The organism is Herbinix hemicellulosilytica (assembly GCF_002904165.1).
GTDB lineage: Bacteria > Bacillota > Clostridia > Lachnospirales > Lachnospiraceae > Mobilitalea > Mobilitalea hemicellulosilytica.
The window spans coordinates 31,915-57,907 of sequence record NZ_CVTD020000027.1; the positions used below are offsets into that span (position 1 = coordinate 31,915).

At 38.1% G+C, this 25,993-nt stretch carries 23 protein-coding genes and 1 other RNA gene; 2 read left to right on the forward strand and 22 right to left on the reverse strand.

The features are described from left to right. Positions 1 to 25: 25 nt before the first annotated feature. From HHT355_RS12190 to tadA, 3 genes are all read right to left on the reverse strand, one after another. Positions 26 to 1,141 carry an Ldh family oxidoreductase gene (locus HHT355_RS12190; RefSeq protein WP_103203724.1) on the reverse strand — a complete coding sequence of 372 codons (1,116 nt, stop codon included), beginning with the start codon at positions 1,139 to 1,141 and terminating at the stop codon, positions 26 to 28. A 350-nt stretch (positions 1,142 to 1,491) separates the two neighbouring features. Then, positions 1,492 to 1,753, reverse strand: an RNA gene (ffs, locus tag HHT355_RS12195) — signal recognition particle sRNA large type. A gap of 86 nt (positions 1,754 to 1,839) precedes the next feature. Then, complete coding sequence (gene tadA, locus HHT355_RS12200; protein ID WP_103203725.1) at positions 1,840 to 2,334, reverse strand: tRNA adenosine(34) deaminase TadA; 495 nt, start codon at positions 2,332 to 2,334, stop codon at positions 1,840 to 1,842. A 217-nt stretch (positions 2,335 to 2,551) separates the two neighbouring features. On the opposite strand from tadA, the gene HHT355_RS12205 reads away from it, so the two are divergent. After that, positions 2,552 to 3,247, forward strand: coding sequence for an anaerobic ribonucleoside-triphosphate reductase activating protein (locus tag HHT355_RS12205; protein ID WP_103203726.1), 696 nt, complete (start codon positions 2,552 to 2,554; stop codon positions 3,245 to 3,247). Between the two features lie 5 nt (positions 3,248 to 3,252). Here HHT355_RS12205 and HHT355_RS12210 read toward each other — a convergent pair whose 3' ends face one another. From HHT355_RS12210 to HHT355_RS12245, 8 genes are all read right to left on the reverse strand, one after another. Further along, positions 3,253 to 4,839, reverse strand: coding sequence for a DUF6128 domain-containing protein (locus tag HHT355_RS12210; RefSeq protein ID WP_103203727.1), 1,587 nt, complete (start codon positions 4,837 to 4,839; stop codon positions 3,253 to 3,255). 315 nt (positions 4,840 to 5,154) lie between these two features. After that, the gene (gene carB / locus HHT355_RS12215) at positions 5,155 to 8,385 is read right to left on the reverse strand and encodes a carbamoyl-phosphate synthase large subunit (protein WP_103203728.1); all 3,231 of its coding nucleotides are present in this window, start codon (positions 8,383 to 8,385) and stop codon (positions 5,155 to 5,157) included. A 231-nt stretch (positions 8,386 to 8,616) separates the two neighbouring features. Further along, the gene (rsmA, locus tag HHT355_RS12220; protein ID WP_103203729.1) at positions 8,617 to 9,483 is read right to left on the reverse strand and encodes a 16S rRNA (adenine(1518)-N(6)/adenine(1519)-N(6))-dimethyltransferase RsmA; all 867 of its coding nucleotides are present in this window, start codon (positions 9,481 to 9,483) and stop codon (positions 8,617 to 8,619) included. 3 nt (positions 9,484 to 9,486) lie between these two features. Continuing rightward, on the reverse strand, positions 9,487 to 10,260 hold the full coding sequence (locus tag HHT355_RS12225; RefSeq protein ID WP_103203730.1) for a TatD family hydrolase: 774 nt from the start codon (positions 10,258 to 10,260) through the stop codon (positions 9,487 to 9,489). Positions 10,261 to 10,401: 141 nt separating this feature from the next. Further along, positions 10,402 to 11,229 carry an AmmeMemoRadiSam system radical SAM enzyme gene (gene amrS, locus HHT355_RS12230; protein WP_103203789.1) on the reverse strand — a complete coding sequence of 276 codons (828 nt, stop codon included), beginning with the start codon at positions 11,227 to 11,229 and terminating at the stop codon, positions 10,402 to 10,404. Positions 11,230 to 11,262: 33 nt separating this feature from the next. Next, positions 11,263 to 12,648: an AmmeMemoRadiSam system protein A gene (amrA, locus tag HHT355_RS12235; protein ID WP_103203731.1), complete on the reverse strand. Its 1,386-nt coding sequence runs from the start codon at positions 12,646 to 12,648 to the stop codon at positions 11,263 to 11,265. Positions 12,649 to 12,787: 139 nt separating this feature from the next. Beyond that, entirely contained in the window at positions 12,788 to 13,318 is a 531-nt protein-coding gene (locus HHT355_RS12240) for a spore maturation protein (protein ID WP_103203732.1), read from the reverse strand. 212 nt (positions 13,319 to 13,530) lie between these two features. Next, the gene (locus HHT355_RS12245) at positions 13,531 to 14,127 is read right to left on the reverse strand and encodes a nucleoside recognition protein (RefSeq protein WP_103203733.1); all 597 of its coding nucleotides are present in this window, start codon (positions 14,125 to 14,127) and stop codon (positions 13,531 to 13,533) included. Between the two features lie 276 nt (positions 14,128 to 14,403). Here HHT355_RS12245 and HHT355_RS12250 point away from each other — a divergent pair, with 276 nt between their 5' ends. Continuing rightward, positions 14,404 to 14,661 carry an AbrB/MazE/SpoVT family DNA-binding domain-containing protein gene (locus HHT355_RS12250; RefSeq protein ID WP_103203734.1) on the forward strand — a complete coding sequence of 86 codons (258 nt, stop codon included), beginning with the start codon at positions 14,404 to 14,406 and terminating at the stop codon, positions 14,659 to 14,661. Between the two features lie 55 nt (positions 14,662 to 14,716). Here HHT355_RS12250 and HHT355_RS12255 read toward each other — a convergent pair whose 3' ends face one another. From HHT355_RS12255 to HHT355_RS12305, 11 genes are all read right to left on the reverse strand, one after another. Continuing rightward, the gene (locus HHT355_RS12255) at positions 14,717 to 16,243 is read right to left on the reverse strand and encodes a tetratricopeptide repeat protein (protein WP_103203735.1); all 1,527 of its coding nucleotides are present in this window, start codon (positions 16,241 to 16,243) and stop codon (positions 14,717 to 14,719) included. 26 nt (positions 16,244 to 16,269) lie between these two features. Then, positions 16,270 to 17,121 carry a 16S rRNA (cytidine(1402)-2'-O)-methyltransferase gene (gene rsmI / locus HHT355_RS12260; RefSeq protein WP_103203790.1) on the reverse strand — a complete coding sequence of 284 codons (852 nt, stop codon included), beginning with the start codon at positions 17,119 to 17,121 and terminating at the stop codon, positions 16,270 to 16,272. A gap of 52 nt (positions 17,122 to 17,173) precedes the next feature. Further along, on the reverse strand, positions 17,174 to 17,929 hold the full coding sequence (locus HHT355_RS12265) for a tRNA1(Val) (adenine(37)-N6)-methyltransferase (RefSeq protein ID WP_103203791.1): 756 nt from the start codon (positions 17,927 to 17,929) through the stop codon (positions 17,174 to 17,176). 1 nt (position 17,930) lies between these two features. Next, a complete protein-coding gene (locus HHT355_RS12270) occupies positions 17,931 to 18,848 on the reverse strand; it encodes a PSP1 domain-containing protein (RefSeq protein ID WP_103203736.1) in 918 nt (305 codons plus the stop codon). Then, positions 18,841 to 19,836 (reverse strand): DNA polymerase III subunit delta', encoded by a 996-nt coding sequence (gene holB / locus HHT355_RS12275; RefSeq protein WP_103203737.1) that lies wholly within the window; start codon positions 19,834 to 19,836, stop codon positions 18,841 to 18,843. Before holB ends, HHT355_RS12270 begins: the two co-directional genes overlap by 8 nt. Before the next feature lie 19 nt (positions 19,837 to 19,855). Beyond that, the gene (locus HHT355_RS12280) at positions 19,856 to 20,296 is read right to left on the reverse strand and encodes a YaaR family protein (RefSeq protein WP_103203738.1); all 441 of its coding nucleotides are present in this window, start codon (positions 20,294 to 20,296) and stop codon (positions 19,856 to 19,858) included. Between the two features lie 80 nt (positions 20,297 to 20,376). Continuing rightward, entirely contained in the window at positions 20,377 to 20,982 is a 606-nt protein-coding gene (locus HHT355_RS12285) for a nucleoside/nucleotide kinase family protein (RefSeq protein WP_103203739.1), read from the reverse strand. 177 nt (positions 20,983 to 21,159) lie between these two features. Further along, positions 21,160 to 23,070: a substrate-binding and GGDEF domain-containing protein gene (locus tag HHT355_RS12290; protein ID WP_103203740.1), complete on the reverse strand. Its 1,911-nt coding sequence runs from the start codon at positions 23,068 to 23,070 to the stop codon at positions 21,160 to 21,162. A 138-nt stretch (positions 23,071 to 23,208) separates the two neighbouring features. Further along, positions 23,209 to 24,003 (reverse strand): ABC transporter ATP-binding protein, encoded by a 795-nt coding sequence (locus HHT355_RS12295; protein ID WP_103203741.1) that lies wholly within the window; start codon positions 24,001 to 24,003, stop codon positions 23,209 to 23,211. Next, the gene (locus HHT355_RS12300; protein WP_103203742.1) at positions 24,003 to 24,938 is read right to left on the reverse strand and encodes an ABC transporter permease; all 936 of its coding nucleotides are present in this window, start codon (positions 24,936 to 24,938) and stop codon (positions 24,003 to 24,005) included. The genes HHT355_RS12295 and HHT355_RS12300 overlap by 1 nt, the downstream gene beginning before the upstream one ends. A gap of 104 nt (positions 24,939 to 25,042) precedes the next feature. Further along, entirely contained in the window at positions 25,043 to 25,966 is a 924-nt protein-coding gene (locus HHT355_RS12305) for an ABC transporter substrate binding protein (RefSeq protein WP_242967677.1), read from the reverse strand. Between the last annotated feature and the right edge of the window lie 27 nt (positions 25,967 to 25,993).

The following is a 25,993-nucleotide window of genomic DNA, read 5'->3' on the forward strand; positions in this document are numbered from 1 at the left end:
ACTGAAGATCTATTATTAAATTAGATTAGTTCTCTTCAAAGGGAAATACATATCTGCTTAATCCTAATTCATTGCGCAATTGTATCAGTTCTTTTTGAACAGATTCATTTATAGGGACTCCGCTTTCTTTACGTGACAGCCAAACCAGATGTTCCTTTTCTCCAGCCGTATAAATCCTTTCCTGACCGGGTGCTTTTTTGGAATTTCTTAATTCTCTTAAAATCTCACCGCAGGTCTTTTTAAATTCTTCCAATCCCATAAAAGCCTCGGGATCTATCGCAATAAAGAAATGGCCAAGCGGCATCGGAATTTTTTTGCCTTCTTTATCTATACCTGATAAGGCGCGTAAAAATTGCCCCTGTTGTAAAGCAGCAGATAAAATTTCCACCACCGTTGCATACCCGTAACCTTTATAACCGGCAAGTTCTTCTCCTATACCTCCGAGAGGTGCCAATGCGGCATTTTGGTTGTCTAAATCCTTAAGAATTTGTTTTGAATCAGTTTTTGCTTTTCCGTCCCTTCCGATAACCATGCCTTCCGGTGTATCTTTGCCTATACGGGCATAGTACTCTATTTTTCCTCTTTGGGTAATAGAAGTGGCACAGTCAAGCAAAAAAGGAAATTCCTCGTCTGTAGGCATACCAAAAGTCAAAGGGTTGGTACCCAGCATATTCTCAACCCCAAAAGTCGGTGCTATTGATGGTCTGGCGTTTGTACCTGTTATACCAATACAGCCCTGATTCACCGCCATGGCAGCATAATATCCTGCTATTCCGTAATGGGTAGAATTACGTACGGCCACCATACCCATACCGTACTCTTTTGCTTTACTTATAGCCATGTTCATAGCTTTATAACCGATTACCTGACCCATCCCAAGATGGCCGTCGACAACTGCTGTTGTAGCCGTTTCTTTTATAACTTCAAAATTCGTAACGGGATTTTGAATCCCTGCTTTAATCCGGTCTAAATATATAGGTTTTAAGCGGTTAACCCCATGAGATTCAATTCCCCACTTGTCAGCCTGCAGCAACACATCGGCACATATTCCGGCATCCTCGTCGGGTACCCCATGCTTTATAAAAACCTCCCTGACAAATTCCGTAATGGTCTTCCAGTCAACTATATTTGACTTTTTCATTTTTTTACCCCCAATCAGAATAAAAAGTAAAGCTTTCAAAACACTTTCTGCCAGTTAAGTTTTGCCGATTAAAAGATTATAATTATTATAGTATTTATGCATAAATTTAACAATGTCAAAATCCCAAATCATATAAATAAATTCTGATTCATTCTTAAATTTATATAAATAATATAAAAAGCATCCTAAAGGATGCTTTCTTTAGCTCTTTTTTCTTTTTCCGTCGGTTTTCAGTATGTTATTTTCTTGGAACTTTATGACAAGAATCTTAATCTCAAATTTCCTTCATATACAAAATAAATTAAAGGGACGGATACGTAAAGTATCTATCCCTTTTATATAAATTTATTCCGTGCATTCTGCTTCGAATGCTTACCATAGGCGTTACCTCTACAGTTGACTCGGTCCAGGCTGCCTTACGGCACACAGGAGCTTTTGCTTAGTGCTGCTTCATTCCTGACCTGACACGGTTCACAAAGTCCTGTTGCGTAAGACCCGAACGTCAACATCACTTATAGAGGGCAGCCCTACAATAAGTCACCCTAGGCAGAATATCACCCCTGCTGTAGCGGATTGCAGGTACAGGGCACCGCTATCTCCCCGGCTGCACGGAAACTTTATGACAAATTCATTTAGGTCTTTTGATTCCTGTAAACTAAAGACCGTATGCATAGTATACGATTTATAAAGCGTATTTGTCAACCCTCAAGCTTTGCCAATTTATTACGTATGCGCAGCTCTTTAAAAAATTTCTGCAAAATAGCTGAACATTCTTCTTCTAAGACCCCGGTGGTAATCTCCACCTGATGATTAAATTCCTCCATCTGAAGGATATTTAATATAGAACCTGCGCAACCGGCCTTGGGATTCATTGCCCCTATGACCGCTCTTTTTATTCTGGCCTGGACAATTGCTCCCGAACACATCTGGCAAGGTTCCAAAGTTATATATATTGTACAGTCTTCCAAACGCCAGTCTCCCATTTTTTTGCTGGCCTTATCTATTGCAGTGATTTCCGCATGGGCAAGGGTAGTTTTTTTTGTGTTTCTTTTATTATATCCTCTTCCGATAATTTTATCCTGATAAACGATAACACAGCCAATGGGAACTTCCCCTAAACGGTAAGCCCGTTTTGCCTGCTTTAAAGCTTCTCTCATGTATTTTTCATCTGTCTTTAAATTTTCGTCAGTCATGATTAATTTCCTTTTCTATAGACTGGGTCTTTATAATCTGGTATATTTATTATACACACCAAAAACCCATCAAAAATTATTAATAAAACAGTTTATGAGAATAACTTCTGTGCATATCTGAAAATCAGGTTTTTGGGTTGATCCGCTTAAACATTATACTCCATAAATAAGCCTGTTTGCAACCCGAATCCGTCAATGAAAACAACGAGGTGAACATATGAATTTTCATGGTTTTTATAAATCTACCCTTTTGGATTATCCGAAACACCTGGCTGCTACAGTATTTTCTGGCGGCTGCAATATGCGGTGCCCATTTTGTCACAATGCTTCTTTAGTCTTAAGGCCACATACCCAGCCGGAAATTCCTCAGGAAGAGATACTAAATTATCTTCGTAAGAGGAAAAACATTTTGGAAGGAGTATGTATTACAGGGGGTGAGCCGACCATATATCCCGATTTGCCTCTTTTTATAAGCCAAATCAAAGAAATCGGGCTAAAGGTTAAGCTTGATACCAACGGCACGAATCCTGCTGTGATTAAAAGGTTGACAGAACAAAATTTAATAGATTATATAGCTATGGATATAAAAAATTCCCCGGAGAAATATGCTCTTACTTCAGGAAATTCTGCCATACCCATAGACAATATTAATGAAAGTATATCTTTAATTCTTTCAGGCAAAACGGATTATGAGTTTAGGACCACCATAGTAGGGGAATTGCATACACAGGCCGATATGGAATCTATCGGCAACTGGATCAGGGGTGCAAAAGCATACTATCTTCAGTCCTACACCGATTCCGGCGATGTAATATATCCAGGTTTTACAAGTCCGGACAAAGAAACCTTATACAGGTATAAGGAGATACTGTCTGCCTATGTAGAGTTTGTTGACATACGGGGAGCAGTTTAATCGTTTTATAATCTTACTTCCTGATACCAGTATCCGAAGTCTCCTTGTTTTAATTCCCTTTTTCGGATGGATTTGAAGCTCTCAAATCCAAACATCCTTGCCATAAACCGTTCTCTGTTATGATATATTCCCGGAACACCGATAATATAACGGCACCCATACCGGTCTGAAATTTCGGCAAATATCAGATGATGATAGCAATAGTACCCGTGAAGCAAAAAGCTGTTATTGCTTAAATTCCAAAGGCTCGAAGGAAGGGTGCCGATATCTTTTGGTTCAATTTTTACACATCTTTTTATTTCATTATCTTCAAAAGGATAAATCCTCGGGTAATTATTAAATATTTTTTCTATAATCTGATTTTCTTTTTTCCCTTCACTTACAACCGGGTGAGTTTTATTTTGAGATAAACTATCCGCAGCTTTTTTTCTGTCTTCTTCAGAGCGTTTGAATTTGTCTACCTGTTCCCAAGGATTTATCGGCTTTTCGTATCGGACTGCCCCCAACCTTTCTCTGCTCTTATACCCTCTCGGAAGCGTATATAATGGCATACGGATACCGTTTTGCTTCTCCTTTTCTTCGTAATAATTATCGGTTTTTCCTTGCCCGGCAGCAATCTGCTTCTTTTCATTATCCATATTGCCTATAGGGACTGCATCTTTATAATCGGTCTGTTCTTTTTCAACTTCTTTTTCCTCTACATCCTCTTCATCTTTCGCCGTCATTAAGTCTGTATCTGTTTTTTCTTCTTCCAATACTATAGACTCAGAACTTACGTGCTTATCTGTTTCTGTTTTTTCATTGGCAATCGTCGGTATACTTCCTGTAACTATACTTTTATCAGCATCCTTACCTTCGGCAGCTCTTATTTCTCTTGCCTCTTTATTATCTACATCAACAATTTCTTTATCACTTTCCTTACTTTCTGCACCAGCCTTATCCTCATCATCGGCTTTTTTATCCGTACCTGTTTCTGCCGCTATAATTTCTTCTGTCACAGTCTGTTTGTCTGCAAAAAATTTTTCTACGGCTGCTTGCTTGTCTGTATTAGATGTAACTTCAGTTTCTTTTTGTTTTTCTTCAACTTCTTTTTCTTTTATATCATCTTTTCTGTCCATAAAAGCGACAGCCAAATTACCGGCCTGATCCTCTTTCTCTTCGGCGATCTCATTTTTTAGTCCCGTTTTTTCAGGTTTTGGATTCATAGCCTTTAAAACCTCGTCCAATAAAATCGGTTTATCATCCCACTGGGTAGCATAAAACTCACCGCTGTTAAGAAACAGAAGTATCCCACCTATATCGGAAAAATTAAGCCCCGTATTCATAATGTTATTTTCATTTACGGTAAGCCTTCCTTCCATTATCTGATTTTTTGCTACACAATCTCCGATATAAATTAACTCCATATCTACGGCGGGTCTGTGAATCAGATAAGTTGGAAAAATACCATCAGGCAGTCCTTCTGCCTGCATATAAATCTTAAATCTGCATTCCCCGTTTCTTGCATCTACCCGTGCATAACCTACATTTTTCTTTTTTATACCGTTTGTGTATAAATACATGTAAGATATAAATCTTTTATAATCAGCCAAATAATCACGCCCCCTTGCCACACATAATAATTGGGTTGTTTCATGATTCTTTTTAATATATTCCATAAATATGCTTATTATGCCAATTTATAATTATTCTGCCTGACCATTTAAATCGAAATTTACTTAGACATACGGTAACAAGCCGGTTTAATTTTATAAAGCAATTGAAATTCAATATATATTAAAAATCCCTCCGAAACAGATTTACAGTTAATAACCTGGTCTGCTTTGGAGGGATACATTATTTAGTTTACCCACTTAAAATATTATACGGCATTACCCTGTTAAATGTTCAAAATAATTATATAATCCTTATTCTGTAATATCCTGAATCATACAGTGGATTTCCTGCAGGGAACGAACACCTTTTGCGGTGTTATGTTTAATTTCTTTTATACCTTCAATTGTCGCCTTGGCGGCAGCCATGGTGGTTACATAGCTGATTCTGTTTTTTATGGCTGCTTTTCTTATATAACTGTCGTCGTCCGCTCCCTTTTTATCGATAGGTGTATTGACAATAATATCAATTTGTCCGTTGGCAATAGCATCCAAAATATCCGGCCTGCCTTTCCCAAGCTTATGTATTTTTTCGGCAGGAATACCGTTTTTGACTATCTCATCAAAAGTTCCTTTTGTGGCCAAAATTTTAAAACCGCAATCCGCAAAGCCTTTGGCCACTTCGAAAAGTTCGGCCTTATCCCGATCATTTACGCTTATAAGTACGGTTCCCGATAAAGGCAGCCTGTGATTGGTAGCTTCCTGTGCTTTATAAAAAGCTTCTCCAAAAGTTTCGGCAAGCCCCAGGACCTCACCGGTTGAGCGCATTTCAGGCCCCAGTACCGGGTCCACTTCGGGGAACATATTAAAGGGGAATACCGCTTCTTTAACCCCGTAATGGAAGAATTTCTTTTCTTTCAGGTTAGGAACCGGAGATGGAAGGCCTAAAAGCTGTCCTACCATTATCTGTGTGGCCAGTCTTACCATCTGTATATTGCAAACTTTTGATACCAGAGGCACGGTTCTTGATGCTCTCGGATTTGCCTCCAGTACATATACAATTCCGTCTTCAATGGCATACTGAATGTTCATAAGCCCACAAACATTCATTTCTTTTGCTATCTTTATCGTATATTCCTTTATGGTATCCAAATTTTCTTTTGAAATATGCAAGGAGGGTATAACGCAGGCGGAATCACCGGAATGTATACCTGCCAGTTCTATATGCTCCATGACTGCGGGTACAAAGGCATGGGTTCCGTCGCTGATTGCGTCGGCTTCACATTCCATGGCATTATGAAGGAAACGATCAATTAAAATCGGACGGTCGGGTGTAACACCCACGGCTGCATTCATATAGATTTTTAAATCTTCATCGTCACGGACTATTTCCATACCGCGGCCTCCCAGGACATATGAAGGCCTAACCATAACAGGATATCCTATTTTCCTTGCAATCTGCAAAGCTTCGTCAACATTCACTGCCATACCGGCTTCCGGCATGGGTATACCCAGCTTATTCATTATTTCACGGAATCTGTCCCTGTCTTCTGCCAGGTCTATAGTTTCGGGCGATGTTCCTAAAATATTAACACCGTTTTTCTTAAGTTCCGCGGCCAGATTAAGCGGTGTCTGCCCGCCGAATTGGGCGATAACCCCTAATGGCTTTTCCTTTTCATATATATTTAAGACATCCTCTATAGTAAGCGGCTCAAAATAAAGCCGGTCTGAAGTATCATAATCTGTAGAAACCGTTTCCGGATTGCAGTTAATTATAATAGTTTCGATCCCCATATCCCTAAGGGCAAAGGCAGCATGGACACAACAGTAATCGAATTCGATACCCTGGCCGATACGGTTAGGCCCGCCGCCTAAAATTATCACTTTATTGCCGGATGATGACGGCTCTTTATTATCCTGTATATGATAAGAGGAATAATAATATTTTGCATTTTGGGTACCGCTTACATGAATGCTTCCGAAAGATGCCGTAATGCCGGCTTCTATCCGGGCTTTTCTTATGATATCTTCCTCCACATTAAGCAGCTTGCTCAAATATTTATCCGAAAATCCGTTAAGCTTTGCCTGTCTTAATACGTCCGCAGGGGGAACCTGACCCTTAAATTTCTTGAGTTTCTCCTCTTCTTCCACCAGTTCTTTCATCTGTTCAATAAAATACGGTTTTATCTTAGTAAGTTCATGTAATTCTTCTATCGTAGCCCCTTTTCTTATGGCTTCGTACATTATAAATTGCCGCTCACTGGTAGGAACATGGAGCATATCAAGAAGCTCTTCTTTTGTTTTTTCTGCAAAGTCTTTTGCCCCACCCAGGCCGTATCGGCCGATTTCAAGGCTTCTTATGGCCTTCTGGAAAGCTTCTTTATATGTTTTTCCTATACTCATAACTTCCCCTACGGCCTTCATCTGAGTCCCCAGTTTATCTTCAGCCCCCTTAAATTTCTCAAAGGCCCAGCGGGCAAATTTAATAACCAAATGCTCACCGTCCGGAACATATTTATCAAGAGTACCGTACTTTCCGCAAGGTATTTCATCAAGAGTAAGCCCTGCCGCAAGCATAGCTGAAACCAAAGCAATAGGAAAACCGGTAGCTTTTGATGCCAATGCGGAAGAGCGGGATGTTCTTGGATTTATCTCAATTACCACTATACGGCCACTCTTAGGGTCATGAGCAAATTGTACGTTGGTTCCTCCTATTACTCCTATGGCATCGACAATTTTATAAGCCTGCCTTTGAAGTTCGGCCTGCAGCTCCTTTGAAATGGTCAGCATAGGGGCGCAACAAATAGAATCTCCGGTATGTACTCCCAAAGGATCTATATTTTCAATAAAGCAAACGGTAATCATATTTCCGGCCGAATCCCTTACCACTTCCAGTTCCAGTTCGTCCCATCCAAGCAAGCATTCTTCTACCAGGACCTGACCGACCATACTGGCCTGAAGCCCTCTGGCAACAACGGTCTTTAATTCATCCACATTGTATACCAGGCCGCCTCCGGTGCCTCCCAGGGTATAAGCGGGCCTGATTACCACCGGATAAGAAAGTTTCTCAGCTATATTTACAGCTTCTTCAACGCTGTATGCCACTTCGCTTCTTGCCATCTCTATTCCCAATGAATCCATGGTCTTTTTAAATTCAATCCTGTCTTCTCCCCGTTCTATGGCGTCAACCTGAACTCCTATTACTTTTACATTATATTTCTTCAATACCCCTGCTTTTTCCAGTTCTGAGCATAAATTTAGGCCGGATTGTCCCCCAAGGTTAGGAAGGAGTGCATCAGGCCTTTCTTTTTCAATAATATGGGTAAGCCTTTCCACATTCAAAGGCTCAATATAGGTTACATCTGCCGTTGATGTATCCGTCATAATAGTTGCAGGATTTGAGTTTACCAAAATTACTTCATATCCCAGTTTTTTCAGCGCCTTGCAGGCCTGTGTACCCGAATAGTCAAATTCACAAGCCTGTCCGATGACAATAGGTCCGGATCCTATTATCAGTACCTTATGAATGTCAGTCCGTTTACTCATATAATCCTCCTTAAATATCTTATACGATAAAGATAAATAATTATAAATAAAATTATATTTAATAATTTATATCTACAGAAACTTCAAATGAAATTTCTATAGAATAAATGGGCAAAAAAAATTTGTAAAATTTTATAAGAGTCAGTTTTATATTTTTATATATATTAATTTAAAACTTATAAATATGCAACATCTATTTTTAAAATCGTATAAAAATTTATCTAAGAATCTTTATGAGTTCGCGGAAAGATAATTGGATATGGCTATAAATTGCTCTAAAGTCAGGGCTTCCCCCCTGATATCCCTGGGCAAGCCAAGAGCATCCAAAGCTTCGGTTATCGTATTTTTATCAAAAGTCAATCCCTCATAATTGGTCACCGAATTTATAAAGGTTTTTCTTCTTTGGTTAAAAGAAGCCCTAATCAAGGCAAACAAAAGGCTTTCATCTTTCACTTGATAAGGAGAATTATCGTAAGGTATCAGATTAATTACCGCCGACCCGACCTTGGGACGGGGCAAAAAGCAATTGGGAGGTACATTGGCTACGATATAAGGTTTGGCATAATATTGAACCGCCAAAGATAAAGCCCCGTAATCTTTTGAACCGGGAACGGCTTTAATACGGTCAGCCACTTCCTTTTGAATCATTACCGTTACACCGGAAAGCGGGATATGATTTTCAAACAGGTTCATAATAATCGGAGTTGTTATATAATAAGGAAGATTAGCCACAACCTTAATAGGCTTATTATCATTAAAATCCCTGACTAGAGAAGCAATATCAACTTTAAGTATATCTTCGTTTATAATTGTAACATTATCATAAGGGGCTAAAGTTTCATTCAAAATGGGAATCAGATTTTTGTCTATCTCAACCGCCACTACCCTGCCGGCACTTTCACAAAGATACTGAGTCAAAGTTCCTATTCCCGGCCCTATTTCCAGAACAAAATCCTCTTTTGAAATTTCTGCGGCATTTATAATCTTTTCCAAAACATGAGTATCGATTAAAAAATTCTGTCCGTATTTTTTCTGAAACACAAATCCGTATTTATTTAAAATATCAATTGTATTTTTAGGAATCCCCAGCTTGTCCATCTTTTACCCTTTCGTCTTAAAATAAAACTTTTTGGCATTCTCGTTTGTAATACGGATTACAGTATCATAATCCGTATTTTTTATTCTGGCAATTTCCTGCACTATCAAAGGAAGATATAATGAACTGTTTCTATTTCCTCTGTGCGGCACCGGTGCCAAATACGGGCAGTCAGTTTCAAGCACCAGCTGCTCCAAAGGAGCGTATTCGACAACTTCTTTAAGTTTCTTTCCGTTGGTAAAGGTAACTACTCCGCCGATACCCAGATAAAATCCCATATTCAGATATTGTCTGGCCTGTTCCACCCCGTATCCGAAGCAATGAAGTATGGCTCCTAATTCATCTGCTTTTGCTTCCTTCATCATATTATAGGTATCGTTTGCGGCATCCCTGCTGTGAATTACCAGGGGCAGATTAAGTTCTCTTGCCATCTCCATCTGCCTTGCAAACCATTTTTTCTGGATTTCCCTGTCGGGAGTATCCCAGTAATAATCTAAACCAATTTCTCCGACAGCCACAACCTTTTTATGCTTTGCTTTCTTTTTTAGCCAGATAAAAGTTTCTTCATCCAAATTCATGCTATCTCCGGGATGAATTCCTACGGTAGCATAAATATAATCATAAGTTTCCGCCAGATTCAGGCATTGATCCACCGTACCAACGGAAGAACTGACATTTACAACATACTCTATATTATGTTTGGGAAGACTTTTAAGGATATCCTCTCTGTCTTCGTCAAACGCCTTATCTTCATAATGGGCATGGGTTTCAAATATCATTGGTCTTACCTCTTTTTTCATTTATTATGCCGTGCAATCCAGTCTATTATATAACAGCTTTTATTATAAAACAATACTGCTTCCGTTTGTTAACAATTCTTTACAATTTTGCCACAATTTTGTACCAGGTACCTGACACTCTTAACAATTTCCTTCATGGACGAATCTTAAATTCCTACGGGCAACATCCGCCAGACGATATACGGTTTTTACCGGAGTCGGCTCTTTGTCTGACATCTTCCATCGAGGGAAGAAGCGGGTTATATGAAGGGGTATATCGGGGCTGATTTTGGATAGCCATTTTGACAAGGCTTCAATTTCTTCTTCACTGTCATTTTCGCCGGGAACTATAAGGGTTGTTACTTCCACATGACAGGCTTTGGCAGCAATTTTAATGGTGTTTTTAACCGTATCCAAATCTCCCTGAAGCTTTTTATAAAACTTATCCGTAAAACCTTTAAGGTCTATGTTAAAGGCATCTACTATATCAAGAAGTTCCCGGAGAGGTTCTTCACATATATACCCGTTTGTTACAAGCACATTTTTAAGGCCTCTTTTTTTTGCAAGAAGTCCGCAGTCTTTTACAAATTCGTAACCTATCAGAGGTTCATTATAAGTATAAGCTATGCCGATATTACCCCTTACTTTAAGTTCGTTAGCTTTTTCAACCAATTCTTCGCAGCTTATATTAATATAATCTATATCCGTTTCTTTAGCCATAGATATTTCACAGTTCTGGCAAAAAGGGCATCTCAGATTACAGCCGTAACTCCCGACAGACAATATTTTGCTTCCGGGATAATAATGATACAGCGGTTTCTTTTCTATCGGGTCAAAGGCTAAAGAAGTAATCTTTCCGTAATTTTCGCAAATTACCTTTCCTCCCCGGCAAGCCCGGCCCCCGCAAAACCCTGTTTGGCCTTCACTAAGTTTACAGCCGTGGGGGCATACATTGCACTGCACCTTCACCACCTTTGTACCTCCCATCCTTCTTTAGGTACGTTATTTATGCCTTACCACTTCAAAACGCTCGATTTTTATTTCTTCGTTGTCTTTTATTCCCGCTTTTTTCTTTGCTATGGATATTTGCTTTTCCACGGTGTCAACTCCTTCCAGGTTCGGAAGAAGCAAACCTCTTTTTCTTCCGGAACTAACTATAACTCCATATCTTTTTACATCCAGTTCATCTATTGACAATACCGGTTCCGGTTCAGACAACACATCCACACTATAAGACAAATCATCCAGTTCATCTTTACTTACCGGAGGAAAACGGGGATCATTAAGTCCGGCACTTACGGCATTTCTGATTATCTCTTCGGCAATGCTTCCCGTAACCGGCGATATAGTCCCGATACAGCCTCTTAACTGGCCGTATTTTTTCAGGGATACAAATACACCCGCTCTTTTTTTTGTCATTTCATCCGGAAGACCTTCGGGAATCTTTGCATATTTTCCTGTTTTAACATAGGTTTCAAGCGACAGTCTGGCAAGTTTTACGTAAGCATCTTCATTCTTTTGCCTTACCTTGGAAAGTTTAGCCTGTTCTTCCTTAAAAGCAATATCAAAATGCCTTGTATCATCCTCACCTGTTATTTTATAGGCACATATACCGTAACCTACACCAAACGGACCTTCATACGACAGAAAATCCGCCTCTACTTTCAGCCCGCTTAAGGCTCCTGCCATAATGATAAATGACCTAAGACCGCATTCTGCGGCAGCTTCCGTAAAATCGGGTGAAAATTTTAAAAATTTAAGAAAATTGCTGTTTTTCATAGCCTCGGTTATTTCTTTGTCAAAGCGAACCCCCTCCTCGGCATATCCGTAAGGGCCGTCTTCTTTAAGCTTATGGGATAAGTCACCGCTGGCTACAAATACTATTCTTCTGTTTAGCTTGTCCGATATTTCCTTTATACATCTGCCAAGCCGGTAATGGTCCAAAACCGAAAGGCCTGACAGGCCGATGCGAACCAATTTATACTCCTTTAAATATTGGTTTATAAAGAACAGCGGTACCATGGTTCCGTGATCCAAATTCGGTTCCCTTTCTCCCATGGTGCCGGCATCTAATCGCTTTCTTTCCGCCAAAGCTTCAAGTTCTTTTACAAATTCTTCGTCATATTCAACCGAAAAAGAAATATCCCTGGCTCCGAACCGTCTGAAATCCCCTTTTGCCCCGCTTCCGGGAGATATATGAAAATAGTCGGAATACATAACCGAATGCGGTGTTGTTATGATAATTGTATCGGGTTTAAGTTCGGCTATCCTCCTTGCCACTTCATGATAGCTGTCGATGGTTTTTTGAATTTTCTTTTCTTCCCCTTTTCCAATCTGGGGTATTATCAAAGGCGGATGAGGAACAATAAAGGCACCTAATATGGACATAGCTTTGCCCTCCTTTTTTAGAAGTCCCATATAAATATATATTTCATGTATTTAATGGTAATGTATGCTTTCTTTTTATAGATTTTACCTCTTTTTATTACATTATGCAAACATTACAAGTCCCGAAACTGTAAAGCTATCAGTAAAAAACTATATTTGTTATAATCACGCTTGCTACCGTACCTACCAGTGTGGCAAACAGGGCTCCGGCTAAAGTATACCTTGTTTTTTTAACCCCTGCAGCCATAAAATAAACCGCCATTGTATAAAATATGGTTTCCGTACTACTTAAAATAATTGAAACCAGCCTTCCCAAATAAGAATCCGGCCCATACTCTTTAAAAATATCCAATAGAAGGCTTGTGGCTGCCGATGACGAAAACATTTTTACCAAAACTACGGGTAAAAGTTCCGAAGGAAAATGCAGCTTATCCGTTATAGGTTTTAAAAGACCTGAAAGAAGGTCTAAAGCCCCTGAAGCCCTTAAAATTCCTATAGCAACCATAAGGCCGATTAATGTTGGTAAAATATCAAAAACCACTTTAAAGCCTTCCTTGGCCCCTTCGATAAATTCATCAAAAATATGTGTCTTTGTAAGCAGACCTAATCCTATTACATAAAAGAAAATAAAAGGTATTATATAGTCTGATATGTATACAATGAAATTCATATAAATCCCCTCTTTAATATAGCTATACCTTTTTATCCTTTTGATATTATTCTCATTTATATTTTTTTACTAATAATAAACCAAGTTCTGCTATATATTATCTTTTCATGCTAACAGGCTTATCTGTTTCTTGTCATTATAAAGTGTCTGAAGACGGTTTCCATTAATTTAATAAAAATCTTCATTCTGCTTTTTGAAAACCAATTTTCTTTTTAGCGTTTTCTTTCTTTTAACTTGCTTAATTTTCTTGCTACGGTTGCAAAAATAACTCCTGCCAATGTAGATATGCTTGTGGCAACTATTCCCGACATCAAAATTTCCGCAGGATTTGCGGATCCATACTGGCTCCGGTAAGCAATTATATTAACCGGAATCAGCTGAAGTGAAGAAATATTTACAATCAACAGGGTACACATGTCACAGCTTGCAGTTTCTCTGTTCCCGTTCAGCTTTTTTAATTCTCGCATAGCCATTAAGCCCATGGGAGTGGCTGCCCAACCGAGTCCCAAGATATTAGCTATCATATTTGATGCAATATATTCATTGACAATATGCCCTTTGGGCAAATCGGGAAAAAGAAAGCGGATAACCGGCCTAAGAGCTTTCGTAAAGGATGCAACCAATCCACATTTTTTTGCCACCTGCATCATACCTGTCCACATAGCCATTATTCCAAGCATAGTTATACACAAAGAAACGGCTTCTTTTGAGGAGTTAATTGTTGCATTGCTTACATCGGCGATATTACCTTTTAATGCTCCTACAACAATACCTATAAGTATCATAAAGCCCCATAAATAATTTAACATTTAAAAATCCGCCTTTATGCTATCTTTTAATAAACTATATTCAATAATCCGATAAAAATGTTCTCAGATTCTTGCAAATAATTATAGTGGGGTTTGAATCCCTTTTACATATATTGTTTAAAATGTGCTATCTTTTGACAATTATTTTAATTGACATTAAAAATATACTGTGGTAATGTATATAAATGCTATATACAAAAAATGTAAGCCTATATTGGCTATTTCGACAAGTGTATAGCAATATCCCAATATACCTGATAAAAGGAGGCAATTATTATGAAAGGAACAGGCATTGTAAGAAGGCTCGATGAGCTGGGAAGAATAACACTTCCTATCGAGCTTAGAAGAACTTTGGACATTGGTGAAAGAGATCCCCTTGAAATTTATGTCGATGAAGGTCGTATTATTCTTCAGAAATATGAACCTGTCGATATTTTCACGGGCAGCAAAGAAAATCTTATCGAATATCGCGATAAGAAAGTTTCCAAAGAAACAATTATTGAGCTGGCAAAATTAGCCGGAATCATCGAATAGTACATAATCAAAATATCAAAGGGGTGTCCCAATTAAGGGACACCCCGAATTTATATCATTCATAATTTAATTTCACCGAAAATTTTGTACCGGCCTTTATACTGTAATATTCACCCGTAGGTCCGTTGTCATGATATATCTTTCCGATCACATAATAACCCGGAAGATCCGTAATTTCCTGTCCGTTTTCATCTAGATAAAGCCTTGGTATTCCCTCATCCGCGGTATAACTTACATACCCTTTTTCTTCGTCATTTTCATAGAAAACTTTTTGCATTTGCCCGTCTTCAAGTCCGTTTGTGAACATGCCGCTGGTTTTTACGGTCTGTTTTACCTGATTTCCTTCATTATCCCTTACGTATTTTTCTTCAACCGTTTTACCCATCCCGTTTGGCATATTATAGCTCCATTCTCCCTGATAATAATACCAACCGGTTTCTTTATCGGGATTCATTATAAACTGAATTCCTATCCCTTCTTTCATTTCGTCCCTGAAACCCCCGGCATAGACATTATTCTCATCATATATCATCATACCGTATGCCATGGGCAGTTTTACATCACCGGAAGGACTGAAATAATAAGGTGCTAACGGAGCTATCACATTTATAAAAAATTCATCTTTCATAATTCTTGTTACTTCTTCGATATCGGCCACATTTAAAGCAATATAAAGCTCGTTTAATATCCTTTCCTTCTCCTGTTTTTGCCGAATGAGCTCATTGGTTTTATCAAGCAATTCCCGGGCAGTTTGACTTTTATAACTCCTTAAGTAATTACTAAGTATGGCTCTTGCTGTATCATATTCATTCAGGGATAAATACAGTTCAGCCATCTGATTATATGCCGTATCGACCTGCGGCATTAGCCTTATGGCTTCGGCATAATTATTTAGTGCTTCTTCATAGTTTTCCTGATATATATATTCCGATGCCTGATTTAAAATTTCATCATATTTTTTTTCTATTAGTTTTTCTTCTACAAATTCCAGTTTTGCATCTAATTTAACCGATTCCGTTAAAGCCATTCCTTCCTGTATTTCTTCTTTTGCCATATCATAATTTTCTAAGGCAATATAGGAATCCACAATTTTTAAATATATTATCTCTTCCTTACTTTTAATCAGTTTGGCCTTTTCATATTCTTTAATAGCCTTTTCATACTCTCCGTTGGAAAAGAAAGTGTCTCCGTATGAAATTAACTGATAAAAATTGTAATCGGCTTTTCTTGCCGTAATTTCTTCTATCTTTTCCTTAACTGATGTTGATTTTCTTTCTTCATACCTGTTTCTTAATACCTCTAAAGCCTTGTCATAATTATGAATACCAGCATATGCTTCCGCCAGGCCTATGGCCAAGGCTTCTTTGTTTCCGAATTTCATTGACATAGCTTTCAGGTAAGCCTCAATAGCTTCTTCATAACTTCCGGCCTCCAAATATTCCTGTGCCATTACAGCCTGTTCTTCATACCTTCTCCTTAACATATAAGTGTTATATGTTATAAGGCCGGCAATAAGTAAAAGAAAAACCGTCAATACTATAACCCATAGTTTTTTATTCCGTATAAATAATTCCTTATTCATTGCTACACCTCCAAAAGACAGATTTCTTAGCAATCGTTTCCGTCTATTACTGCCTTATAGACGTCCCTCTTGCTTATTCCTCTGTCTTTTGCAACCATTTTCATTGCTTCTTTTTTATCAAACCCCTGATCTGTGTATACCTTCAAATGCTCTATAATGGTTTTATCCCCCCACAAGTTTTGCTGATCAGCTTCGATTTCTTTAACAGATTTTCCCTCAATTATTATTAAATATTCTCCTTTAGGTTCTTCCTGCTCATATATGGCAATGGCATCTGAAATACGGGTTCTTAATACTGTTTCGTGAATTTTGGTTAATTCTTTGATAACAGCAATCGACCGGTCCCCCATAGTCTCATATAATTCTTTCAATGTCTTTAAGAGCCTGTGGGGCGCTTCGTACAATATAATTGTACGGGTATCATTAATAAGTTCTCCGATAATTCTTTGCCTTTCTTTTTTATCGGCCGGAAGAAAAGCTTCAAATGCAAATCTTCTTGTTGAAAGTCCCGATAGAGTCAGTCCGGTTATTAAAGCACAGGGGCCGGGTAGAGAAGTAACCTCAATCCCTGCTTCGTAAGCCATTTTTACCAGATCCTCACCTGGATCTGAAATAGCAGGGGTCCCTGCATCGGTTATCAGTGCAATGTTTTTTCCGGATAATAACAGCTCTATAAGATACCTGGCTTTTTCCTTTTTATTATGTTCATGATAGCTTGTTACAGGTGTATCTATTTCATAATAATTAAGAAGCTTCCGACTGTGTCTTGTATCTTCGGCAGCAATCAGATCTACTTCCTTTAATGTTTTAACTACCCTAAAGGTAATGTCATCCAGATTGCCGATTGGGGTCGCACAAATATATAATTTCCCGGCCATATTTACCATACCTTCCCATCCGCTACAGTAATACCTGTCATAATTTAGTTGTTTACTTTTTATTGTACCCGTATATTTCCAGGATTTCTTCCGTATAATATCCCGGTTCTTTGTATACAATTAAGGGGGCCTCTACCAAAAGGTTTCTTCCGCCGCCTTTCACAAATTCCAGCAGCACCATATTGGGTTCTTTATTTATATAAGGATAAACCAATCTCATGCGTTTAGGCTCCAATTTATACAAACAGCATGTATTAATAATATCAACCAGCCGAAAGGGTCTGTGAACCATATAAAATCTTCCGTTAGGCTTAAGAACCCCGGCGGCTTCCCGTACCACATCTTCCAGAGTACATAAAATCTCATGTCTTGCTATGGCTTTTGCCGAATTCGGATTTACAAGACCATGGCTGTGGTTCATATATGGAGGATTGCTGGTAACAACATCAAAGGAAGCCATACCAAATATTTTAGAGGCCTCCTTGATATCACCATACACAATATCAATTTTATCTTCCAGTTTGTTTAGAATGACGCTTCTTTTTGCCATATCGACGCTTTCTTCCTGAATTTCCAGCCCTGTAAAATGTCTGCCCGGTGTTTTAGCCTCCAAAAGGATGGGAATTATACCGGTTCCCGTTCCTAAATCAAGCACGGTTTCGCCGGATAGAACTTTGGCGAAACCGGACAGAAGTACGGCATCCATTCCAAAACAAAACTGATTTGTACTTTGAATTATTTTATAATCATTTCTGTGAAGCTCGTCCAATCTCTCGCCGGGCTTCAAAATTATATTTAAATTATCCATATTATTCATCATCAAGAAGGGATTTACCTTCTTCTTTCTCCAACAGTTCCAGTTCTCTTAATTCTTCGTCTTCAATGTTATTATTATTTTTCTCCTTTTTCTTTTTCGGAGTAAATATAAGGTCTTCCGCCTTGTATTCCCGAACTTCCTTTTCGTCATTTTCCAAAGTTACAATCACTTTTACCAACTGTTTTAATACGCTGACGCTTTGAACCTCACCCTGCAGGTTATCATTGGTAGTAACAATATCACCTACGTCAGGAAGTTTAGCATTCAGTTCCTCATAAGCTTCCTGCTCATTTTTTAAGCAGCACATAAGCCTTCCGCATACACCTGATATTTTAGTCGGGTTAAGGGAAAGATTTTGCTCTTTGGCCATTTTAATTGAAACCGGCGTAAATTCCGACAGATGAGAGTTGCAGCAAAGGGTCCTTCCGCATATGCCAATACCTCCCATAATTTTGGTTTCATCTCTCACCCCGATTTGTCTAAGTTCAATTCTGGTCTTAAAGACCGATGCCAAATCCTTGACCAGTTCCCTGAAGTCAATTCTTCCGTCAGCAGTAAAGTAAAACAATATTTTATTGTTATCAAATGTATACTCAGTATCTATAAGCTTCATTTCCAAACCGTGTTTTTTTATCTTTTCAAGGCAAATCTTAAATGCCTCTTTTTCCTTTTCTTTATTTCTTCTTTCTATTTCATCATCTTCAGGAGTAGCTTTTCTTATCACTGGTTTAAGAGTCTGAATAATTTTTTCATCTTCTATTTCCCTTAATCCCAAAACCACTTTGCCGTATTCTATTCCTCTGGCTGTTTCAACAATTACATTATCGCCGACATTTATATCAAAACCTGCAGGATCAAAATAATATATTTTTCCTGCTTTCCTGAATCTTACTCCTATAACTTTAGCCATTGTAATTCTCCTTTATATGAAGTAACATCAATTCTATTGTTATATCTAAATTAACATTGGCTGTTAATTTAGCTTTTGCCTCATCCATAGACTTGATGATATTTTCAATTTGGTCATAGCTTCTGGTATTAGCCTGTTTCTTAATAATCTGATATTCATCTTTAAAAAGCATTAAATTCGGATCATTACTTGCCTTCAGAATTAAAACATCTCTGAACCAAAGCAGCATGATATCGATGTATTCAAAAACAGTCTCTTTATTCTCAGATATCGTCTTTATACCGGATATAATCTCATGAAGTTCCATATCATCCAAATATCTAAGTATATGGAATATGTCTTCCTTTTTCTTTTCAAAATCCTCCGAAGATGCATACTTTATAGCCTTGCCCACATTTCCGCCCGAAAAATTTGCTGCTATTTCCGCCTTATAATCAGGTATCCGATATTTTAACATTAAAAGTTCTTTGATTAATTCTTTATTTACAGGCTTTAGATCCAAAATAACACATCGGGACAGAATAGTAGGTAAAAGCGTATTGATATTGCAGCAAAGTAAAATAATTATCGCATATTCAGGCGGTTCTTCTATTGTTTTTAGCAGGGCATTCTGGGCATTTTCCGTCATTTTATCTGCTTCTTCAATAATATATATTTTATAGCGGCTTTGATACGGTTTAACCATAATGTCCGCATTTATCCTAGTCCGGATTTCATCCACACCAATGCTGCTTTTTTCATTGTTTATCCACAAAATATCCGGATGATTTCTGCTGTCTGCCTGTATGCATGACTTGCATTTATTGCAGGAATTTAAGCCCTCTTCTGTACATTGCAGTGTTTTTGCAAATGACAAGGCCAAAGTTTTTTTGCCCATGCCTTCTTCTCCGTGTAAGATATATGCATGGGAAACTTTTTTTAACCTAATGGCGTTTTGCAAATGTTTTATAATCCTCTTATGTCCTATTATTTGATTAAAATCCTGCATTTAAACACTCCTATAAAATTTAAGTCAACAAATCTATTAACATCCCTCTTATTTCATCAATTTTATTTAATATCAGAATATGGTCTTTTTCGTCTTTTATAAGTTCAGCCGCCAGCTCGTCCAGTTCTTTGTTGACTAATTTTATCATGGTATATACTCTGTGCCTGCCTTTTCTGTCAAGGAAGTTTTCTCTTGTAAACTTATGTGACCGGCTTACAATCTCGTTTAAAAAACCCCTGATCAGTTCCCTGTAATGCTTCATATCCCTTATGTCCATACGTTTTCCAAGTTTTTTGCCCTGGGCGGTTATTTCTTCAAGCATAAGATTAAGTCTGGCCTGAAGATTTTGATCTTCTATCTGAGAAATCAAAGTAAACTTAAAAGAACCGTCTGATTGCTGAACCGTCGGCTTATTTGTAGGTTGATACACCTGTTGCAATTGATTTACTTTTATATCCATAAGCTGCTCCTTTGTAATATTGGGTAAGCTGATCCGTGTATTGTGATTATACCACAATTCACCTAGGGTTTACAGTATGTTTATATAATAACCTTTCTTCCGATGTAATATTTTATATCGTTTGTTATTTCCTGAATACACTTATCGATATCTGTGTTTTGGTATCTCTTTTTTATACCATAGGCAGCTATATTTTCTTCCGAAAAATCTATGCTGTCTGCAAGAAATCTTCTGCACAGTTCAGTGTATTTTGGATTTTCCTGTTTTTGCTCTCTTAGTAAAGCCCTCATAAGCCTTGTGCCGTCATCTACTTCAATATAGATGGGAATGACTTTATCATGGCCGAAATAGTCTCTGATTTGCCCGTAGCTTTCTAAAGTCCCCATCATCAGATAATCATTCTTATCAAGGTCTATTTGTCCGTCATTGACCGTAAAGTAACGCCATATACCGTGTACGGTATTATACGAACGATGTTCAATTATTTTATTTTGATTTTTAAGTTCTTCAAACTTTTTTTCATCTACAAAATGGTACTCCACTCCGTCAGTTTCCGAGACCCTTATGGGTCTGGTTGTATACATAACAACCGTCTTTAAGCCTAATTCCTTATTTTCCAAAAGTTTTTTATATATGGTATCCTTACCGGATGCACTTTTCCCTATAATAATAAAAATTTTTGGCATAATATTCGGTCCTTTCTTATGTCTTGCCTTTTATTGTCCGAAATTCAATAATTATATTATACCCTAATTGAATACTTCTTTGGTAAAATTATTATGATCTCATCTTTTTACATTTCATAAATATTGAAAAAGTCTCAACCTAATATAATATCCGGCCGAGACTTTTTGTCAATTTTATTACAAAATGTTTCCTTTTATATTTAAAGCCTTTTTCTCATGTTTTTGCTTGTACATATTTACATCAGCTTCTACCAAGCATTCTTCGACAGTAGTATTTTCATCAGGCTGAATAAGGCTCCATCCATAGCTTACATAAACATTGAAATTATATTTGCCGCTTTGATTAAATTTTTCAAGCTCTTCTATAAACCTTTTTATAAACCTTTTTCCCTTATTTTCATTATATTCCAGCCCTATTATTATAAATTCGTCACCGCCAAAACGTATACATATTTCATCGTCGTCAGCCGCATATGCCAAAGCATCAGCCACTGTCTTTAATGCAATATCTCCTCCTGCGTGGCCAAAATTATCATTTATCATTTTTAATTTATCCAAATCGACGGTCATAACCATAAGTTTAACCTTTTTTTCAACCGCCTGCTTTAAATATTTTTCGCCCAGGGTTTCAAGTCCTCTCCTGTTATAAAGACCTGTCAGTTCATCCCTGATATACATATCTTCCAGCTTATAGACAAGCCTTTTCAATTCGTTATGTACCCTGATATTCTCCAAAGCATTGCTTACATTTATCATCCATGCCTGGAATGTAATCATGTATGTCTGAATTTTTTCAAATGCTATAGCCACATATCCAAAGTCTATGTCACGATGATGAAGCATGGTAAAGAAATATATTAAAGGTTTATCATCAACAAACTGTGGGGGAATTAAATATTTTCTTTGAAATTTTATTTTGCTGTAGTCCACACGGTTTTTTATCCCCACTTCCATAATCATTTCTTCATCCCGGCTTCTTTCAATATCCGCTTCATCTTCTTTTATACTCAGCCAATCCTTGTAAAGACACATATAAAAATCTGTAAAACCTATATTTTCGTATACATAATATCTGAGCCTGCTGTCTATTTCTTCTAATTTTGTAATTCCGGTTAGATCGGCTGACATATATGCATTTCTGGTTACTTCCCTTTGCAAAGCCTCATTTCTAGTATACAGCCTTCTGTTACGGCCTTTCTTTTCGGATTCTGCCTTGTATTTACACCCGCAGGATTCTCTGAATATTGTTTTCGTTTCTATGTATGAATCTTTTTTTTCCTTAATCCCGCGGTTAATACGGTCAATCTTGTCTACCGCTTCCATGCCCATCAAATCAACCGGAACCAAAGCTGTTGTTATAGAGGGATAGAATTCGGATGCATCTATTGTATTATCGCATCCTGAGACTGCAATGTCTTTCGGTACCGATAAGCCATGTCTTTCCAATGCCTGTATAACGGTGATAGCCATATAGTCGTTGGCGCATATAATGGCTTGTGGCAGTTCCATGGAAGAAGACAGCCAATAATCAACGGCCTCATTAGGCTTTCTCTTCCAAAAATCCCCGTAATATATTCTTTCTTCTTCAACGGGTATATTGTATTCTGCCAGTATCCTTTTATAACATTCAAGCCTTTTTTCAGAATCAGGAAAACCTTTAGGCCCTGCCAAAAAGTTCAGCCTTGTCATTCCGTGGTCTACGATAAAATGCCTGATTATTTGCTCCAGAACCTTATAATCGTCAACTAAAACATTATAATACTCATCTATTCTTCTTCTTACACTAACAACAGGGCAATGGCTTCTTTTGCGAATATTCTCCCTTATTTTTTGTTCCAATCCTTCTATGGCCATAGTATCAGGAGCTAAAATGATACCGTCAAGGTCCTCGTAGCTTGGCAAATCAGCTATCTTCATTTCCCCTTTGTCGTATTCATTTTTACCGTAACTTTCAAAATTGGTAAAAAAAGCAACGTTATAATCAAGCTCCCGAGCCCGTAAAGAAATGCCCCTGCTTAGGCGCTCCTGAAACTCACCGTTAATTTGAGAGATAAATACACCTATTGTTTTTCGTCCGTTGAAAAACACCTATCATTCTCCTTGTTCATAGCATCATTCGAACGTGGCTAAAAAAATAATTCCTTCTTACTATAATATTAATATATTTCATATTAAAAAACAATAGAATTCTCTCAATTAGATAAACTGTTTAAATCTGTCGAATTATTATGATAAAATCATCCTATCGTTTGCGAACTCACCTTTGCTGACACTTTCAAATTTCTGCAAAAGATCCGCCACTTTAAGCTTGCTCTTTTCTTCTCCGCTTACATCATAAATTATATTTCCTTCATACATCATAATTAAACGGTTTCCGTACTGAATGGCATGCTTCATATTATGGGTTACCATTAAGGTTGTCAAGGAATTGGCGGTTACAATCTGTTGTGTAAGCTCCAGGACCCTCTCGGCAGTCTTAGGGTCCAGTGCAGCCGTATGTTCGTCAAGTAACAGAAGTTTTGGTTGCTGTAATGTAGCCATAAGAAGAGTTAATGCCTGTCTTTGCCCTCCGGAAAGTAGTCCTACCTTGGTACTCATTCTGCTTTCCAGGCCCAAATCAAGGTTTTTTAACATTTCCATATAAAGTTGTTTTTCTTCTTTTGTTATTCCCCATTTAAGTCCTCGGCGTTTTCCTCTCCGGTAGGCCAAAGCCAAATTTTCCTGTATTTCCATATTTGCTGCGGTACCCATCATAGGATCTTGAAATACCCTGCCCAAATATTTGGCCCTTTTGTATTCCGGAAGATTTGTTATGGGTTCGCCGTCAAGCAGTATCTTACCGCTGTCCGGAGGATAAACACCGGCAATAAGGTTAAGCATAGTGGATTTTCCTGCTCCGTTGCCGCCGATAACCGTAACAAAATCCCCTTTTTTAAGATGTAATGACAGGCCGTTTATTGCCAATTTTTCATTGACTGTATTTTTGTTAAATGTTTTATATATATTTTCTAGTTTAAGCATTATTTATGTACCTCCTTACGTACAGATACCCTTTTTTTATCCAGGAAATTAGGGATAGACAAGGCTATAGCGACCACAACAGCGGTAAACAGCTTCATATCATTTGTATCAAAGCCCAGGCGAAGAACCATGGAAATAATTATCCTGTAAAGCATAGAACCGCACATAATTGCAGTCATCTTTACGGCAAAATTTTTAGCCTTGAAAAACAGGACTTCTCCCAAAACTATAGATGCCAGGCCTATAACAATAGCTCCCTGACCCATTGATACGTCAGCATAACCTTGGGTTTGAGTAACCAGTGCTCCGGATAAAGCGATAAAGCCGTTACTGATTGCAAGGCCTATTATTTTTGTCATATCCGTATTAACTCCCTGCGCCCTTACCATGGTTTCATTATTTCCCGTAGCCCTGACACAACAACCGATTTCAGTACCGAAGAGCCAATAAAGAAATGCTATGGTTGCTACCGAAAAAATTATGCTTACCACAAAAACAACGGAGGTTTGAAGCGTATAATCCCTGATACCCAATTCGGTTGCTGATGGCAACATATCCTTTATAACGGAAATCATAGTCGGCTTACCTATAAGCGAAACATTGGGTTGTCCCATTATTTTTAAATTTATTGAATATAAGCCGAACATAGTGAGAATACCGGACAAAATGGAAGGAATTTTAAGTTTAGTGTGTAAAAGACCGGTAACAGTTCCGGCAGCCATACCGGCAAGCAAAGAAACTAATAAGCTTATGTAAGGATTCCAGTCAAAGACAACAACCAGGACCGAACTGATACTTCCTCCCAGGGCAAAACTTCCTTCGCAGGTAAGATCTGCTATATTTAAAATTCTAAATGTAATAAAAACTCCGAGAGCAAATGTAGTCCATGTCAAGCCCTGAGCCACGGCACCAAATAAAGACAGGAGTAAATTCATAATATCCATTCCCTTCGTCAAAAATGTTTAGATTAAGTAAATTATACTTCAAAAGGAGGGGTATTAAAATCCCCCTCCCATACGATATGGTAAATTTAGGACTTTTACTGTTCCAATAATTCCTCCGGAATTTCAATTCCCAATTGTTTAGCCACTTCTTCGTTTACGGTCAGAGTATATTCATCATCCGGAAGATATGCTATAGGCATAGTTGCCGTATCTGCTTCTTTTCTTAATATTTTTACAGCCTGTTCACCGGTTAACCATCCGAGCCTGTAATAGTCGATTCCGTATGTGGCAAGGCCTCCGTTATTTACCATACCTTCTTCTCCACAGAAAACAGGTAACTTGTTGGAATTTGCCACCATGGCTACCGTCGGCATACCTGTTGCTATAGTATTATCCGTAGGAGCATAAATAGCATCTACTTTTCCAACCAATGACTGGACTACCTGCTCGATTTCATTGGTATTGGAAACCGTAGCTTCAATCATTTCAAGATTAAACTCTTTTGCGGCTTCTTTAGCCATTTCCACCTGAATCTTGGAATTGCTTTCGGCAGAACAATATAATACCGCTACTTTTTTGGCATCCGGAAGAAACTTGGTAATAAGTTCTATCTGCTTTCTTACCGGAGTTAAATCCGAAGTTCCTGATACGTTTCCTCCGGGTTTTTCATTGGACTCAACAAGACCTGATCCTGCCGGATCTGTTACGGCAGTTACCAGAATCGGAATATCTTTTGTTGCATTGGCAACAGCCTGAGCGGCAGGAGTGGCGATTGCCAGTATAAGATCACATCCGTCGTTTACAAGCTTTGTTGCTATGGTATTTGCGGTTGCCTGATCATTTTGGGCAATCTGATAATCTATTTCGATATTTTCTCCTTCTATGTACCCCGCTTCTTTTAAAGCATCAACAAAACCCTTATAGCTGGCATCCAGTGCATCATGTCTAACCAATTGGTTTACACCGATTTTTATTACCTTCTCTTTTTTTGAACATCCGGCAAGAAGGCTTCCTGCCATTGCGACAACCAGAAGGGCAATTATTGT